This window comes from Rhizobium sp. ZK1, from assembly GCF_047782645.1.
GTDB lineage: Bacteria > Pseudomonadota > Alphaproteobacteria > Rhizobiales > Rhizobiaceae > Rhizobium.
Genome location: NZ_CP180587.1, coordinates 1931173 through 1946992, shown reverse-complemented (window position 1 = coordinate 1946992; position 15820 = coordinate 1931173). Strand labels below are relative to the sequence as shown.

The window sequence follows — 15820 nt, the reverse complement described above, 5'->3', positions numbered from 1 at the left end:
TTTATTCCTGTTGTAGCGCCTCGGTGAGGCCGATGGCCCCAAGCCTTTTCAAGCTTTCGGCACTCGACTCGCCGGCACCTTTCTTGGCTTCGATCAGCCGGGCGAGCCTCTCTATAGCGAAATCGATCCGTCCGCCAGCAATCCTTGCAGCCGGCCTGTCGGCCGCAAGCCCATCGAGGACAAAACCGTAACCTTCAGCCGAACCGACGATCGCGAGATCTGCGCGTCGGTGCGCACAACCTTTCGCACAACCGGAGAGATGAAGCTTCAGCGAGCCATCGAAGAGATCGGGAACGCGATCGATCAGCTGGCCAGCCAGAGCCCTCGTATCGTAGAAGGCCGAGACACAGGCCCCTGCCCCCACGCAGGCGGCAATCTGTTCGGCCGGCTCGTGCGCCATGACGCTGAACCCATGATCGATGGCCGCTTGTTGCATAGCGGGCATTTCTGTCTCGCCGATGCCGATCAGGAAGAAGCCACGATCAGGCGCCAACCGGATTTCCGTCCCGCCAGCACTCTCGGTGGAAGTCAGGAAAGAGATCAGATCGGCCGCCTTGGCCTGGCCGAACCTCAGCCGCACGCCGAGTACCGCGCTGCCATCCCGAAGCCTCGTGACGCCGACGAAGGAGGATTTCTGAGGCGCCGGACAGGTAGATCGGATGCTGTCGATCTGCGGAAATTGGGGGCGCAATGTTGCTGTGTCGATGTCGCGGGCGCGTGTCTGCCTGCCGTGTGCAATCAGGATCTGAAGCAGATCGCCGACCGCGTTGATGGCTGCATCCGCACTGCCGAGGGCCAGCGGCGTCGCGTCCTGTCCATCGCCAGCTATTGAGACCAGCCACTGACCTGCATGTTGTGCGACGATGCGGATATCGGCAACGAGAGTGGAAAGCGAAAATTGCCCGCCGCCATCGATCAGGATCGAAAGTTTCGGCGCAAGGCGCGGACAGCTGAGAAACGCGGAGAGCCTGTTGCGCAGCGCCGCCTCCATCTCCGCAGCATCGGCGATCTCATCGGCATCGACGCCATGCAGCGGTGAAATCTCGATCGCGACGCCATCAGGCACGGTGATACCGGCGGCGTCGATATCCGCCGCCAGCGCTTCGACGGACCCGGCACGAAGGCCGCGGATCTGTAGATTGCCGCGGGCGGTGATTTCCAGAATGCCGTTCCCATGGCGCACGGCTTCCGAAGCCAGCGCCCGAAACTGGGAGATGGTGAGTGCGCCACCGGCCGGCCTCAGGCGCACGAGCAGGCCGTCACCGGTCTGCATGGGCGCTGCAAGCGCCGGGCAGGCGCCGCGCTGCATGCTCGTTATATCGGGCCTCTCTGCTTCCAAAATCTTGCCGGTAACGCTACGCATTCATCCATCCTTTGGCCATGTCTTACATGATCGCGCCGGATGCAGCAAAGCGAGATCGGTCCGGTGAAGGGGCAGTGAAGGGGACATTCAGTCGTCGAAATCCCGTCCCTTGCGAAGCAGATAGATGTCCATGATCCAGCCATGGCGTTTGCGCTCGTCGGCACGGAGCTGGATGATGTCGTCGGCGATATCGCCAAGCCGGCCCGAGCGAATGATTTCATCCTTCGTGCCGAGGTAAGCGCCCCAGAAGATCTCGGCGTCGGGATCTTCGATCCTGGAAAAAGCCTGTTCGCCGTCGAGCATGATGACAGTGCTCTCATGCGTCAGCCCTTCCTCCAGCAGCCGCCGCCCGGTGGTGATTTCGACCGGCTTGCCGACGAGATTGACAGGAATGCGATGGCTGGCCGCCAGCGCCTGGATGCTCGTGATGCCGGGAACGACATCATAGTCGAAGGCGCAGGTACCGGCATGACGCACCCGTTCGATGATGCGGATCGTGCTGTCATAGAGGCTCGGGTCGCCCCAGACGAGGAAAGCACCGGCTCCGGTATCCGGCAGATCGCCGATCAGACCCTCGTAGATACGGGCGATCGCCGCATGCCAGTCGTCGACGCTCTGGACATAAGTTCGGTCCTGGACCGCCCGCTTCGGCACCTCGAATTCGACGATGCGGACGCTTTGGCGGGTCAGGTATCGCTCGCAGATTTCCCGGCGGAGCTCGGCGAGATCCGCCTTCGCGGCCCCTTTGGTCGGGATGAACACGACGTCTGCTGCGTTCATGGCGTTGATCGCCTGCACGGTCAGATGCTCGGGATTACCCGTACCGATACCGATGATATGGATGTGCCGCATGTTTCCCGCCCTCGCGATTTCCTGCGGGTTGTGCCGCTAAAGCAGGTCTTTCGCAAGGGTGGACCGAAGAGTTGGCCGCGGCCAACTTTCAATCTGTGTGGTTAGCGAACCGTTTATTGTCGCTACATCCGAATCATGTCATCTTCGATACGCTTTTTGACGCAATGTTGACGGAAAAGCGCTTTAAGAAGGGGCAAGTGTTTTGGACAACATTAGCGTATCGACCACGGACGTTCGCATCGAAAGGCACGCCACGCAGCTCTCGCGCCAGCTGAAGCTGCTGCGGGAAAGGCTCTTTCCGCCGCTTTCGCAAAAGACGCTCCGGACATTCACATCAGGTGAAGCCGCGCAGATGATCGGTGTCTCCGACGGCTATCTTCGCCAGCTTTCGCTTGACGGCAAAGGTCCGCAGCCCGATGTTTCGCAGAATGGCCGCCGCTCTTACACGCTTGGCCAGATCAACGAGCTGCGCCAGCATATGGCGAAGATCAAGCCGAAGGATATGCTCTCCTACCTGCCCTGGCGGCGGGATGGCGAGAAGCTGCAGACGATCGCCATTACCAATTTCAAGGGCGGTTCGGCGAAGACCACGACCACGCTTTATCTGGCGCAGCATCTGGCGCTGGAAGGTTACCGTGTTCTGGCGATCGATCTCGATCCGCAGGCCTCGCTTTCCTCCCTGCTCGGCGTTCAGCCGGAATTCGACCTCGGAGATGGTGACACGCTTTACGGTGCCATTCGCTACGATGCGCAGCGGCGTCCGCTGAAGGATATCATCCGCAAGACCTACTTCGATGGTCTCGATCTGGTCCCCGGCAATCTCGAGCTGATGGAGTTCGAGCATGAAACGCCGCGTGCGCTGAATGAGCGCCAGAAGCCGGAAGAGCTGTTCTTCCGGCGTGTCGGCAATGCAATTGCGGAAGTCGAAGGGGATTATGATATTGTCGTCATCGATTGCCCGCCGCAACTCGGCTACCTCACGCTTGGCGCCGTCTGCGCCGCCACGTCATTGTTGATCACCGTTCATCCGCAGATGGTCGATGTCGCCTCCATGTCGCAATTCTTGCTGATGACATCGGACCTTCTATCGGTCGTGCGCAAGGCCGGCGGTGACTTGCAGCATGATTTCATCAAATATGTCGTTACCCGCCATGAGCCTTTCGACGGACCGCAATCGCAGATCGTGGCACTGTTGCGCAGTCTCTTCGGCGATGATGTCTTGACGGCGACGATCCTGAAGTCGACGGCAATCGCCGATGCAGGTCTGACCAAGCAGACCCTCTATGAAATCGAAAAGGGGCAGGTTCGCCGCTCCACTTATGACCGGGCACTGGAATCGGTTAACGCCGCCAATGGCGAAATTCTAACCAGCATCCATAAAGCATGGGGTCGCATATGAGCCGACGAGATCGACTGAAGGGATTGTTCACTGATACGGCGCAGGAGTTGGCCGCGGCCAACTTCGAGGAGACATCCGTGCGCGGAGCCGCCGGTCCGGTCCGTACCATGGCGCTGACGCTCGGCCGTATGGAGGAGGAGAGCAGGGCGATGAAAGAAGCCCTGCTTTCAGGCGAACATGTTGTCGAACTCGATCCTGATCTGATCGATTCCTCCTTCATTCGCGATCGCCTCGGCGACGAGCCGCTCGATATGGACGACGAGCTCGTCCAGTCTATTGCCGAAAACGGTCAGGAAGTGCCGATCCTTGTGCGGCGCAATCCGCATCATGATGGACGCTATCAGGTGGCCTATGGCCATCGCCGCCTTCAGGCCGTGAAGCTGCTCGGCCGCAAGGTGCAAGCGGTCATCCGCAAGCTCGACGATACCGATCTCGTCATTGCCCAGGGCATTGAAAACTCGGCGCGGCGCAATCTGTCCTATATCGAGCGGGCCGTCTTTGCGCTCAATCTCGAACTGAAGAAGTTCGACCGTCCCGTCATCATGAAGGCACTCTCGACCGACAAAACGGAACTGTCGAAGCTTATCTCCGTGGCGAAAACTATTCCTGCCGATATCATCCAGGCCGTCGGTGCTGCTCCCGGCATCGGCCGCAGGCGATGGATGGCGCTTGCCCAGGATTGGACCGATGCCGCCGTCTCGCGCCTGACCAAGCTGGTTGCATCCTCCACGTTCAATGCTGTGGAGAGTGATCGCCGTTTCGAACTGATTATTGCCGAGCTTTCCAAGAAGGAAGAGGCGAAGCCCGAGAGCACGGAATACGACTGGAAGCCTGCGAACGGCGGCAAGATCGCCGGTCGTATCAAAAGCACCGGTACGTCCTTCACGATCGCGCTGAAGACCGGCGATGCGCCGGATTTTGGCGCCTATCTCTCAGGCCGCCTCGATGAGCTTTACGAGGCTTACAGAGCCGGGAAGCCGAGCGCTGTAAAATAAACTGCAAGGCCCACGGTTAATCGGAGCCGAACCGGATCGCGAGGAAGTGCCTTGGTGGATGGCTCGGCTTCACCCGACAGGCGAGCGATTGCTTCGTCCGCCTGTGCCGTTCAATCGATACCGGCCAATGATCCATCGGAAAACCGGGTGAAAACCTTGAGCTTGCCCGTCGTGACGTTGTTTGTATGTCTCCGTCATGCGATAACTGACGGAAGGTAATGCGGGTTTCGCTTCCCTTTGTGAGAATCCATTAAGCCTAACAATGCATTATGATATTGATGCCGCAACGCTCCAGACGCTGCTTCCGGCCATCGCCGCGGCCGAGGATGCTCTGGCGCGCCTCGATGAGCGGGCGGCGCGTTCACCGGTAGGGCAAGGCTTTGCCGAGCGCAGTCATTTCTTCGACGCGGCCGGCGCACTGTGGGTGGCGGGCGAGCTCGTGCATGTCGAAGATCTCGTCCTGCATGACGCCCATATGGACAGCCGCGCGCCGAGCCACGAGCTGACGATCGCCCATTCCGTCCTGCGCACACGGCGGCGGATCGAGACGGCCGATCCTGGTTGGGCGCTCAGCCCGACAGGTCTCGGCGTGCTGACCGCCAGCACGTTGGAAGGGGAGGAGAGCGTGCCGGAGGCGGGAGCCTTTGCGCCTTCCGAGAGCGAAGCTGATGATGAGGATGACGAAGCACCGCTCGCCGCCGAAATCGCCGAGCTCGACGCTTTGCTCGCCCGTTCGCAGAGGCTTCTCGACCGGCATGCGGGCAAGACTGTCGAGGAGGAGCCGGCGGAGGCTGCACCCTCGAAGCGGGATGACGATCCGCTCGGCCTGTTCGACGATGACGAATGGAACGAGGAGGAACGGCTGCAGGAATGGCGCGGTCTGATCCCGTTTGCCGATGTGCTGCCGCCCAGTCTGGCGGCTGCGATTCTTTTCGACGCCTGGGAGCGGATCGAACCGTTGCGCCGCCAGCATTGGCTCGGCGGCCTGCTGATCGCCAGCAACCTGCGTGCCAGAGGCAAGGTCGCCTCGCATCTTTTTTCTTTTCATATTGGGCTGAAGCAGATCCGCCATGAGCGCCGGCGCTCGCGTGATCGGCTGACACGTCTGCAGGCCTTTCTCGGTGCGATGCGGGAGAGTGCCGCCGCCGGCCTCAAGGAGATCGATCGCCTGTCGCTCGCGCGCACGCAGATGGAGTTGCGCTTTCGCGGTCGCCGGTCGAACAGCAGCCTGCCGCAGCTTGCCGATTTCGTCCTGTCGCGCCCAATGGTGTCGGCCGCTATGGTTGCCCGTGAGCTTGGCGTCACGCAGCGCGGCGCGCTGAACTTGATCAACGAGATCGGCATCCGCGAATTCACCGGCCGTGGCCGCTACCGGGCTTGGGGCATAATCTGATCCAGCGCTGGCGCGCTCGGGGAGCTCTTGTAGGTGCGCCGGCAGATTGGATGCCGACGGTGAGGTGGGGGGGAGGGGATGCGATCCGTGCGACCGTGATCGAGATCCGTGTCGCGGGTCATCACGCCGCCTCTGCATCGGTCTGGGAAAAGTCGTTGCCGATGAACAGCAGGGCTACATCGGCGCGTTTTGCCAGCGCGTAGGAGAAACAATCGGTAAAAAATCAAACCTGCCGGGTGCTGGCCTTTGCCGTAGCTCAGCCTGGCTTGCGTCGCCAGATCCACGAGATCGCCATCGACCGGAATAATCTCCGCTTCGGTTTTCCTCAGCCAGAGGTCGATCTCAGCCAGCGCATGCTCACCACGCCGGCTGACAAGCATCATCCGCGCCTCCAGCACACAGGTGGCGGGGACCAGGCGGATCGGCAACTAGGTTGCGTTCCAGCCGCAATGCCTCTGGCTCGTTGCGCAGGATTGCGACTATGGCGGAGGTGTCGATCACCATCAGTTCGGAATGCCGTTCTCGTCATAGCCGACGATGTCTTCGTCGCTGCGATTGTGGAGCTCTGGCAATCGCGCCACACGTTCGCGGATGGCCCGCAAGTCGCCAAGCAGACGCTCCTGCGCCATATCGCTATATCCCAGGCGATGCAGGCGTTCGGTGAGGGCCTGATGAATGGCTGCGGTCTTGCTGATGCCCTGGCGGCGGGCAAGTTCATCGGCAAGGGCGACGGTGGCCGGGTTCTTGATGTTGAGAGACACGACAGACCCCATTGTTCTACCTTTTGGACGGTTTCTACCTTAAGCGTACGACCGCATCAAATAACGTCGGATAATGCAACGTTATCGGACGTTCTTAACGGCGACATGGGCAACCCAGCCGCGACTGTCCTGCGTCTGGTCACGGTCGAAGTCGAGCCCGACGATCTCGGAACGTGCAGCCCGCGCAAAGCCGATCACCAGCATCTCCCGGTCGCGCAGGCCCGGCAGCGTGCCTCGAGGAAGTGTCTCCAGCATGGCAAGCAGGTGTTCGGGCAGAACCGCTTCCTCAATCGGTTAGGGGCGGCGTGGGTGTTGCGGATGCCGGTGAACACGGTGGCGAAATCGCGATCCTTGCGGTCGAGCGGCGTGCCGCGCTGATAATAGCTCTAGGTCAGCGCTGAAAGCCGCTGCTCGATCGCCGCGGAAGCATAGGCTTTCCACGTTTCGCTGGCGTGATCGCCTCGGCCGCCGCGATAGCTTCTTCCTACTAACCGGCGCCCTCCAACTTCTCTCTGCATACTGACTCAACCGTTTGCTGAAGAACCTTCACCCGCTCGACCAGCCATGCGAGATCCTGTGAACTGATCTCGTAATTCGGCGAATATCGCGCCTCGACATAGGCGCGCGACAGGAGCTCGAAGTGCCGGCGGGCGAGCCGGTTGTCTCGCGGCCAAGCTGCGATCAGCCGCTTGTCGATCTCCTCGGCCTTCGAACGTAAGACTTTGATGCGATGTGATTTCGGGCTGTAGAGCGTGAGTGTCAGCAGGAAGCAATGATAAAGCCGTTCAGTGGTCTGATGAAGATCAAAGGCAGCGTCGTTGTTGTATCCGCGCTCAACGCCGGTTCGTGCGAGATCGAAGCGATGCAATGCACTTTGAAACCACTGATCAAAATACTGCTGCGCCTCGGCTTTCGCCTGTTCCCTAGTGAGAGGCTTCGGCTCGGCCAGTGGATGGCCTTCCTCCTCATAGAGGACCTTGCCGTCTCTTGCGATATCGACGAAAAAGGGCCGGCCGCGCGACAACTGGTCGTTGACATCATGCAAACTGTGGACGATCGGGATGACCGGCGTTTCGATCCGATGGGCGATCTGGTCTCGGAGGAGCCTCTCATCCAGGCCGAGCCACAGTTCCTGCTCTTGCGCGAAGGCCTCGGAATTGACGACGATCAGAATGTCGTAATCGGAGCGGTAGCCGCTTGAGCGATCCTCCACCCAGTCGCCGCGGGCATAAGAACCATAGGGGATGACCTTCAGGATCTGGCTGCCGGCACGTCTCGCCGACAGTTTGGTGGCGCGGAATTGCTCGACTTCGGAAAAAATGACTTCCAAAACGCGCGCGAGTTCACGCCTTTTGTTAGCTGGCAGATGGTCGAGAGTATCGGTCAGTGTCAAAGCCGCATCAAAGCCTTCGGTGGGATTCGTCTCCATCCTAGCGGCTCACCAATCGTTGCGCATCTGTAATCTTTACGGGATTACCTTGCTAATGGCAACCGGAGATAGATGACAAGATTTGTGCTGACAGTCGGGGCGATTCGGCCGGCCGGCATGCCACGATCGGAATCGCTCTGCCGTTTCGCTGGGTCCTACAGATGATGGGCAACGAATTTTAACAGCGGCGCTTCCGGCGCCGTCCAGGGCAGGGGCGAGCCGGTGGCGGAAAGCGACCAGGCCTGCAGATAGGCAAGATCGGAGGTCAGAGCGCGCAGCGTATTGCCGCCCACGCCCTCGTTGACCAGATGCCGCAGCCTCGACATCCTGGTCGGTGAGCAGCTCGGCGAGCTCATCGCGGCGTTCGATCGGCAGCACTGCGGCGATCGTGTCCAGCTCTTTCGCGCGGCGATCAATGGTGGCGTTCATTTCGGGAGAACCGTGTTCGTCGTAAAGATCGTCATGTGCCGAAGTGGTGTTGGGGTCGACAGCGGCACGGCCTTCCGCGGCCAGTTTTAAGAACTCGTCCATCGCGCTGGCACTGCCGTCGCCGCTTAAGGGTTCGCCCGCCAATTACTGGCGCTCACCCCTGTCGGGCTTTTTCTCGTCTTTGGTTATCGCCGTGAGTATAACGACTGGAGTGCCATCGCAGCAAATAATCACTTCGTCTTTAGGCACAATCAGGTCCAGAAGGTCCTCCAACCGTTGGGCCGCTTCGTCCGTATCGATCACTATGCGCATATGATATTCCTTTGCTCGCTCCATCCAACCGACAAGGTCTTGATGTCGCGAACCCGTTCTCACGTCTGGCGGTCTACGTTGTCGTTAACACGGAGCTCAACGTTCCAACACTTCCGGAAAACCCGTATATTCCGTGAAAAAGGAGTTTTGACATGACCTCCACTGTCACGGCGGCCGCCGTCTCGAAGAATTTCGGCGCCTATCAGGACGCGGCTGCCCGCGATCCCGTCATCATCACCAAGAACGGTCGCCCAAGAACGGTGCTGATCGCCTACGAAGACTATATGCGTCTGACGAGGCGGGATAGGCGTGTTGACCTGACGTCATCGCTCAGCGACAACGAGCTGGCAGTGATCGAAGCGTCTGAGATGGATGATGGCCTGGATCATCTCAACACCGGGTTGACCGGCAAGCATGCTGCCGATTGAGCCGAAGGTCGGCTGGGTCCTTCGCTACTCCTATCTCTGGCATTGGCAATATCTCGAAGGCCGTCGAGGAGGGTGACAAGGATCGCCCGGCGCTTGTGCTGGCCATCGTCGCGCGTCTCGAGGACGGCACGCCGACGGTTCGCGTTCTGCCGATCACTCACACGCCACCCGGCAAGGCAGAAGACGCGATCGAGATTCCGGCAACGACCAAGCGACGGCTTGGCCTCGACGACGATCGTTCCTGGATTGTGCTGACCGAGAGCAACCGCTTTGTCTGGCCGGGTCCGGATATCCGACCGGTCGATGGCGAGACGGGATATGCCGGGCCTTTGCCGCCGGCGCTGTTTAACGAGGTGAAGCGTCGCTTTGTCGAACTGGCCCGGTCGCAGCGGCATCGGGCGACACCAAGAAGCGAGTAGCGGCATAATCTTTTCCCTGAACCGGCGTTATTCATGGCCGCGCGGGCCGTGGATTTACCAGTCGCCAAATGCGCGTCAGCGGGCTTCCACGGCGGAAACCTCCTAAAACTGGCTGTTCTGGAAAAGGATCAGCCTGGCTATGAGGTTTTGGACGGATTTGACGCGGAGAACCGGGGAAGGGAGCTGACGCGGCCATGATGCCCCGCTATCTCTCAAGCCAGTTTTCGAGGTTGAGGCCGCGGATGCGCTGGAACTCACGCATATTATTCGTCACCAGTGTGAGGTCTAGTGCACAGGCATGCGCGGCGATCAGCAGATCGTTGAGGCCGATGGTCTGCCCTGCAGCTTCCAACTCTGCGCGGATGTCGCCGTATTTGATATCGGCGGGAATATCCAGCGGCAGTATGGGAAGCGTTTCCAGTACGCTCTGGACCTTGGCCAACAGCTTGGCCGATCCTTTTTTGGCGCAGCCGTATCGCAACTCCGATGCGACGACGATGCTGGTGCAAATCTCCCTGGGACCCAAATCTTCGATGCGCCGTGCCGCCGGCCCGAAAGGATTGCGTATGATGTCGCTGATGATGTTTGTATCAAGTAAATATCCGTTCAAAAAATATCCTCCGGCTTGGCAGGCATATCCTCAATATCGGGGAACTGGTCTTCTGGCCCAAGTGGAGCTTCATTCTTCCACGCGGCAATAAGTTCCACGATGTTGGAAGGCTTGGTTACGGGCTCGATGATGAGCTTGTTCCCTTCCCGGTGGATCAACACACGATCACCCGGCAACTCAAATTCCGCAGGAATGCGTACGGCCTGGCTGCGGTTGTTGCGGAAGAGCTTCACTTCTTTGGATCTTGATGATGGCAATGACACAGGCATTCGAAAGCCTCCTTTGTATATGCCAGAATGTATATGCCGTGTTGTGCGAATTCAAGCCCGGCACCCCGTTCTTCAGCACGTCACAAGGTCAGGCGGTAGGTGTGATTGCTCTCAGGCTCGCTCTTCCGAACTCCGGGAACGGCCTCTGCGAGAAAACCACTAAAGGTCGTAGATCGCCCGAGCGATATTTCGCGGGTACAATCCCAGACAGCCTTCGACGGCGGTATTGGACATGATCGCGGCGGAAATGCCTTTCACGGGATCGATGAACCAACTGTGCCCATAGACTCCGCCCCAGGTTACCGATGCTTTTGACATCGGAGACTCTGCCAGAACCGGATCCTGAATCACCGCGCCCAAAAAGGAGAACTCCTGTCCTGGTTCGGCTCGGCGCGGGATATTACCGATCTGGTTGAGAAGCGCCGCCCTCGCCGTGTCCTCCTTCAAGATGGGAGCCCCGCCCTGACGAATGGTTTCAAGAAAGGAGATCAGATCCGGCGCCGTCCCCACCATGCCGGCGCCACCGGATTGGAAAGCCTTTGGGTTGAAGAGCCGCAACGGCGCAAAGGTCAGCAAGTTGCCATCACTGTCCGGGACCAGATGCCGATCATTCATCCGGACGGCGGTCGGATTGCCATCAGCATAAGGCGTAGCAAGTCGCTCCAGGTCACTGACCGAGAAACCGGTGTCGCTCATCCCAAGCGGTTCGAGCACGTGATGACGCACGACTTCATCCAGGCTGCAGCCTTCGATCCGCGCTATGACTGCCCCAAGGACGTCGATAGCGATCGAGTAAGACCAGAGCGTGCCCGGTGCGGCCAGGAGCGGAAAGGTCGATAATCGGCCGAAATTCTCTTGAAAATCGAGGTCTGTATCGGAAAGACCACTATTGAACATCCGCTCCGGTGGCGTGGTTTTGGGGTCCGCACCATAGCTGAGGCCCGCCGTATGAGTGAGCAGGTGATGGATGGTGATATCGGCTATTTTTCCATCTGGCTGCCGAGGCTGGAAATAAGGAAGGTGATCTCGCACGAGGTCGCCAAAAGCAAGCCTCCCCTTGTCGACAAGTGCTAAGGCGGCGGCAGCTACAAGCGGCTTACTCACGGACGCGAGACGAAATATGGTCCCGATTTCGACGGGTTTCCCCATTTCGCGATCGGCATAACCCGCGGCGCGGCTATATACGGTCTCTCCGTCTTCGACGACGATCACGACAGTGCCGACGATCTTGCCTGTCTCGATCGCCTTCTCGATAATCGTGTCGATCCGAGCCTTCATCGCAACAATCCTCCAATGGCCTGCAAAGCAGGCACAGGACTACATATTTCGCTTATGTCCACAAGGCAGCGCAGTGCCGGTAGGTGCTTGTGTCGAACCATAAGTGATCGCGATACCGTCGCTCACATGATCAATCGAGCTGCCCGTCCGTTCTTACGTTCGGCGTTGCTATAGTAGCTCGCCGCCTGCGTCACCGACTTGTGCAAGGATTGCTGCATGGCCTCCTGCAGCGGCACGTCGCCATTGGCCGCCTCGGTGAGATACCCAGATCGCAGCCCATGCGCCGAAAATACCTCCCGATCGAGACCAGCTTGGCTGTGCAACGCGTCTTCAGGATCAGATTGACCGACTGCGGCGTCAGAGCCCGGCGATCGATATTGCCCCATTGGTCGATACGTCGGAACACCGGTCCAGTGTCGATCTTCGCCGCCGCCAGCCACTGCTTCAAGGCGACGACCGGCCGTCCGATCAAAACGACATGCACTCGGTCGTCTGCTGTCGTCGTCTTCGTGCGGCCCAGTCTGATGGTGAGGCAGGGCACGAGAGGGGAGGCAGAGTTTCGGGGATCGGCATGCTCCGGCTCTTCGTCGACGAGATCCTCGACGCGCAGGTCAGCAACTTCGGAGCGTCGGCGGCCGCCGGAGGCAAAGGCGGTGAGCAACAGGGCGCGGTCGCGAAGATCGACCATGCGCTCGCCGGCACAGGTGGCCAGCAGCTTTGCCAACACATCGCCGGTGACCGCCCTTTTACTCTTGCGCCGCCTTGGCCGAGCGCTGGCCCGCACGGCGAGCCTGAGCGCAGATTTCAGGGAAGGAGCGGTAAACGATCCGCTCAAGCCGCGCCAACGGGTGAGGATCGACCACGAGGTCAGTCGCCGGCGCACCGTATCCGGCCCATGCGGGCCGTTGGCCCGTAGCAGACCTTTGGCACGTAATGCCATCTCGATCACGGCCGGCATGCCGTGGCTGGAATCCTCGGCGCGTGCAACGGATCCCAGAGATGATGGGCGACGAATTTGAGCAGCAGACTCTCCGGCGCCGGCCAGGGAAGGGGAGCGCCGGTGGCCAACTCGCACCAGGCCTCGAGATAGCCGAGGTCGGAGGCAAGCGCCCTCAGCGTATTGGCACCCATGCCCTCCTTGGCGAGATGCTTGAGGGTGGCGACATCCTCGTCGGTCAGCAGCGTCGCCAGCTGATCGCGGCGGGCGAACGGCAAGATGGCGTCTAGCGCATCAAGTTCTTCGGCGCGGTTTTGCACCGGATCGGCGGGGGAGGGCAGGGCTTTCGGCTTTGGCATGGTCGGCTCTGGCGCTGTGATTTGCCCTGACATTAACAGTGTCGATCCACTTGACTAAGCGGAATCAATTTCCTTGGAATGATACAGTTTAGTATCTGCCAGGTTCGTTGGAATCTTCTGGAATGGCTGGAATGAACGCGACAGCGTTCGGTGGCTTGATGACCTCTTTTCGGGGCGCGAAGCGGATGTTTAGCAAGGCGACTTCAAGTTGCCCTTGAATTCAACATGGCTCGCCAGAAACGACCAGTCAAACACGAAGCCGCATGGATAAAGAAGCGGCTGCAGTTTGAAGCCGCGGCCGGAGAAGCTTAACATAATTCGCACCGAGCTTGCTTATCCACCGCGCCTCCATGAAATGGTCGAGTGAATCGTATGGCGCCGATTACTCGTGAAAGGCCGCACATGCGAGGACCATCTGCCGGAATCAACAGCCCTTGCCCATCCCTGGCCCAAGACGACGTCCGGGCTGTCGATTTCGTAGAAGGCAGTGAACTTCGGTTCGCCGGGAAATGACAGAACGTGCGTTTCGCCTCCCAGAGCGATCGACAGATGCTCCTCGCGGCGGACTCGGCGCACCGACCGCACCCTCGGCACCTCCATTAACGCTGGGATATGCTCTGCCTCGCAGATTTCCTGGAACAGAGCTTCCTGCTGGGATCCACGTCCATCTGAACGGAAAGGATCCATGGGTTATCATGCAGCTTCATCGATCTTCTCCATTGCGAAAGTGAGGCGAGACACTGCTTTGACCAGTTGAGGTTCGGGTTCGTTCAGCGCAATCCGGATGAACCGACCGAAGCCGGCTCCAAAGGCTTCGCTATCGGAAATCTGGACACCGAAGGCAGCGCAGCGGGCCACGACAACATTGGCCGGCGGGCTATCCGCGGGCAGGCGCGCCCAGACGCGCTCGCCGAGCCGCGATTAGGTGTTGCCAAGACAGCGCACATACACGCGCAGGTCCTCCTGCTTTGTCTTGTTCCCGAATATTTCTTGATTTACTCGCGGACGTGGTGGAGAAGGCGCCATCAACCTCACTCTTCAATCCCTAGGAGAGTATTAGAGAACCGTCGTGAACGCGAAAATTATCTTAGGTTTTATTACAATCGCGGCCCTAGCCGGCTACGACAGCCTGGGTCTCGATGCTAAGTATCTGGTTTATATCCTTATTTTCATAGCCGCTTTTTTTGTCGGCGCCTGGTTTGACACAATCGGACAGGATGAAGAAGAGGAATAGCTTCTGCCAGGCGGTGCCACGTCCCAATGACATCGACTGTCACTGCTGCCGCTGTCAAACAACGCTTCGTCGCGCTTGTCCGCGCCAAGGCCCATCGATCGGCAAGTCGTAGCGATTAGCTATACGTCCGATGTCAAATTTGCATTCTGAAGATCGAAATCGCTCACTATCGATACTCTGTATTTATCGATGGCCAGCGGTGCGCTGGTGCAATCTATCCAGTGATAAGTTTGGTAGGGGCTGATGGGAACTTGCGCACGGCCGCTGGTTGGGTCAAACCCCAGAAGGGCGTGTTCGACGTGGTCGTGCATGGCGAAGCGAATGGATTTTTCGTTCAGACAGCAGATGGGAATTGGACAAAAATAAGTACTAATAATCTATCACAATATATGAAAGCTAACGGCTACTCCGGAGAACCGGTGAGGCTCATTTCTTGTGGCACTGGCGCTTGCAATGCCACGGCAGCGCAAAAATTGGCAAACCAAATTGGCGCTCCTGTTACGGCGCCAAGTGACACGGTTTGGATTCACCCTAACGGCACTCTCACTGTAGGTTCAGAAGCAACCGTCAACAGCGGAGCGTGGAACACATTTACGCCGGGAGTTAAACCATGAAAAAACAATTGAAGCGTATCGGTTTTTTTCGAGAGCTGCCCTATGGGGGTCCTGATGGATTGAGTATAAATTCGTCGTTCTCGGAGTTCTCTTTAGAAAAGAAAGCAAAGGTCATTTCCTATCTAAGATCGGGCGCCGCTTGTGTGGTGTCTCCTGGGGTGTCGAGAGATGTGATTTCCGCTGAGCGAAACATAATTGGGGCTTTGTCTCTATTGACGGATGGGGTTTTCTTGTGGCCGAGCGACTTGGCATATTATATTGAAAAATACTCGGTGGGGATTCCGGAGGAATTCCTAGAGCATATGGAACAGAATGTGTGGGTCATTTCGACCGATATCGATATTCAGAATTTGGAACTGTGATCAGGGAGCGGGAAAAACGTTGGGGGGGCAAGCGGCCAGGGCAAACTTGGCTTGTTTGAGGCGGCCGTCTGCGACTGCGGCTCTGACCTGAAGAACCCGGTGAGCGCCGACGGGCGACCAGCGCATTTGACGTTTCTTGTTCATGCGGGCGTTGACGAGGCTGTTGGCGGACGGCTTCCTCGAGAACGAAATCAGCCATCCGAACGGAGTCTTGATAGGATCCGAACATCCGCTCGATACGACGGTGGGCGGTTGCGCTGAGCAGTTGACGCGCCTCCAGCCAATCGTCGTTGTAGACCGTGCCGCCAGCCATGCTGGAAGTCCGAATGCAGTGGCTCGCCGGCGATTTGGAACCCGTTTTCAAGGTGGTCTCCAAT

15 protein-coding genes and 5 pseudogenes are annotated in these 15820 nt (G+C 58.9%); 8 read left to right on the top strand and 12 right to left on the bottom strand.

What is annotated here, in order from left to right; genetic code table 11:
* Position 1: 1 nt before the first annotated feature.
* Together cobG and cobF are read right to left on the bottom strand one after the other, a co-directional pair.
* Complete coding sequence (cobG, locus tag ACK9YZ_RS31570; protein ID WP_416067413.1) at positions 2 to 1363, bottom strand: precorrin-3B synthase; 1362 nt, start codon at positions 1361 to 1363, stop codon at positions 2 to 4.
* Positions 1364 to 1450: 87 nt separating this feature from the next.
* Entirely contained in the window at positions 1451 to 2215 is a 765-nt protein-coding gene (gene cobF, locus ACK9YZ_RS31565) for a precorrin-6A synthase (deacetylating) (protein WP_416067412.1), read from the bottom strand.
* Between the two features lie 202 nt (positions 2216 to 2417).
* Between cobF and repA the strand changes: the two genes are divergently transcribed.
* From repA to ACK9YZ_RS31550, 3 genes are all read left to right on the top strand, one after another.
* Complete coding sequence (gene repA, locus ACK9YZ_RS31560) at positions 2418 to 3614, top strand: plasmid partitioning protein RepA (RefSeq protein ID WP_216759874.1); 1197 nt, start codon at positions 2418 to 2420, stop codon at positions 3612 to 3614.
* Positions 3611 to 4609: a plasmid partitioning protein RepB gene (gene repB / locus ACK9YZ_RS31555; RefSeq protein ID WP_416067411.1), complete on the top strand. Its 999-nt coding sequence runs from the start codon at positions 3611 to 3613 to the stop codon at positions 4607 to 4609. Before repA ends, repB begins: the two co-directional genes overlap by 4 nt.
* 262 nt (positions 4610 to 4871) lie before the next feature.
* Complete coding sequence (locus ACK9YZ_RS31550; protein ID WP_416067410.1) at positions 4872 to 6002, top strand: RHE_PE00001 family protein; 1131 nt, start codon at positions 4872 to 4874, stop codon at positions 6000 to 6002.
* 121 nt (positions 6003 to 6123) lie between these two features.
* On the opposite strand, the pseudogene ACK9YZ_RS31545 reads toward ACK9YZ_RS31550, so the two are convergent.
* From ACK9YZ_RS31545 to ACK9YZ_RS31520, 6 genes and pseudogenes are all read right to left on the bottom strand, one after another.
* Positions 6124 to 6506 (bottom strand): annotated as a pseudogene (locus tag ACK9YZ_RS31545) (type II toxin-antitoxin system VapC family toxin).
* Positions 6506 to 6763 carry a type II toxin-antitoxin system VapB family antitoxin gene (locus ACK9YZ_RS31540; protein ID WP_416067409.1) on the bottom strand — a complete coding sequence of 86 codons (258 nt, stop codon included), beginning with the start codon at positions 6761 to 6763 and terminating at the stop codon, positions 6506 to 6508. The pseudogene ACK9YZ_RS31545 and the gene ACK9YZ_RS31540 overlap by 1 nt, the downstream one beginning before the upstream one ends.
* Positions 6764 to 6874: 111 nt before the next feature.
* A pseudogene (locus ACK9YZ_RS31535) lies at positions 6875 to 7179 on the bottom strand (integrase); the annotation flags it as partial.
* 71 nt (positions 7180 to 7250) lie between these two features.
* Entirely contained in the window at positions 7251 to 8192 is a 942-nt protein-coding gene (locus ACK9YZ_RS31530; RefSeq protein WP_416067408.1) for a HEPN domain-containing protein, read from the bottom strand.
* 158 nt (positions 8193 to 8350) lie between these two features.
* A pseudogene (locus tag ACK9YZ_RS31525) lies at positions 8351 to 8621 on the bottom strand (integrase); the annotation flags it as partial.
* Positions 8622 to 8765: 144 nt separating this feature from the next.
* Complete coding sequence (locus tag ACK9YZ_RS31520; RefSeq protein ID WP_416067407.1) at positions 8766 to 8933, bottom strand: hypothetical protein; 168 nt, start codon at positions 8931 to 8933, stop codon at positions 8766 to 8768.
* Between the two features lie 152 nt (positions 8934 to 9085).
* Between ACK9YZ_RS31520 and ACK9YZ_RS31515 the strand changes: the two genes are divergently transcribed.
* Positions 9086 to 9361 (top strand): type II toxin-antitoxin system Phd/YefM family antitoxin, encoded by a 276-nt coding sequence (locus tag ACK9YZ_RS31515; RefSeq protein WP_416067406.1) that lies wholly within the window; start codon positions 9086 to 9088, stop codon positions 9359 to 9361.
* Positions 9348 to 9780 (top strand): annotated as a pseudogene (locus tag ACK9YZ_RS31510) (plasmid maintenance toxin (PemK-like)). The gene ACK9YZ_RS31515 and the pseudogene ACK9YZ_RS31510 overlap by 14 nt, the downstream one beginning before the upstream one ends.
* A 205-nt stretch (positions 9781 to 9985) precedes the next feature.
* Here ACK9YZ_RS31510 and ACK9YZ_RS31505 read toward each other — a convergent pair.
* The 4 genes and pseudogenes from ACK9YZ_RS31505 to ACK9YZ_RS31490 form a co-directional block, all read right to left on the bottom strand.
* Positions 9986 to 10390, bottom strand: coding sequence for a type II toxin-antitoxin system VapC family toxin (locus ACK9YZ_RS31505; protein WP_416067405.1), 405 nt, complete (start codon positions 10388 to 10390; stop codon positions 9986 to 9988).
* A complete protein-coding gene (locus tag ACK9YZ_RS31500) occupies positions 10387 to 10659 on the bottom strand; it encodes an antitoxin (RefSeq protein WP_416067404.1) in 273 nt (90 codons plus the stop codon). The genes ACK9YZ_RS31505 and ACK9YZ_RS31500 overlap by 4 nt, the downstream gene beginning before the upstream one ends.
* 159 nt (positions 10660 to 10818) lie before the next feature.
* Positions 10819 to 11937, bottom strand: a complete 1119-nt coding sequence (locus ACK9YZ_RS31495; RefSeq protein WP_416067403.1) for a serine hydrolase domain-containing protein — start codon at positions 11935 to 11937, stop codon at positions 10819 to 10821.
* 122 nt (positions 11938 to 12059) lie between these two features.
* Positions 12060 to 13233, bottom strand: a pseudogene (locus ACK9YZ_RS31490) (site-specific integrase).
* 1069 nt (positions 13234 to 14302) lie between these two features.
* Between ACK9YZ_RS31490 and ACK9YZ_RS31485 the strand changes: the two are divergent.
* The 3 genes from ACK9YZ_RS31485 (at position 14303) to ACK9YZ_RS31475 (ending at position 15443) form a co-directional block, all read left to right on the top strand.
* Positions 14303 to 14467 (top strand): hypothetical protein, encoded by a 165-nt coding sequence (locus ACK9YZ_RS31485; protein ID WP_416067402.1) that lies wholly within the window; start codon positions 14303 to 14305, stop codon positions 14465 to 14467.
* A gap of 290 nt (positions 14468 to 14757) precedes the next feature.
* Complete coding sequence (locus ACK9YZ_RS31480; RefSeq protein WP_416067401.1) at positions 14758 to 15081, top strand: hypothetical protein; 324 nt, start codon at positions 14758 to 14760, stop codon at positions 15079 to 15081.
* Positions 15078 to 15443: a hypothetical protein gene (locus tag ACK9YZ_RS31475; protein ID WP_416067400.1), complete on the top strand. Its 366-nt coding sequence runs from the start codon at positions 15078 to 15080 to the stop codon at positions 15441 to 15443. The genes ACK9YZ_RS31480 and ACK9YZ_RS31475 overlap by 4 nt, the downstream gene beginning before the upstream one ends.
* Positions 15444 to 15820 lie beyond the last annotated feature (377 nt).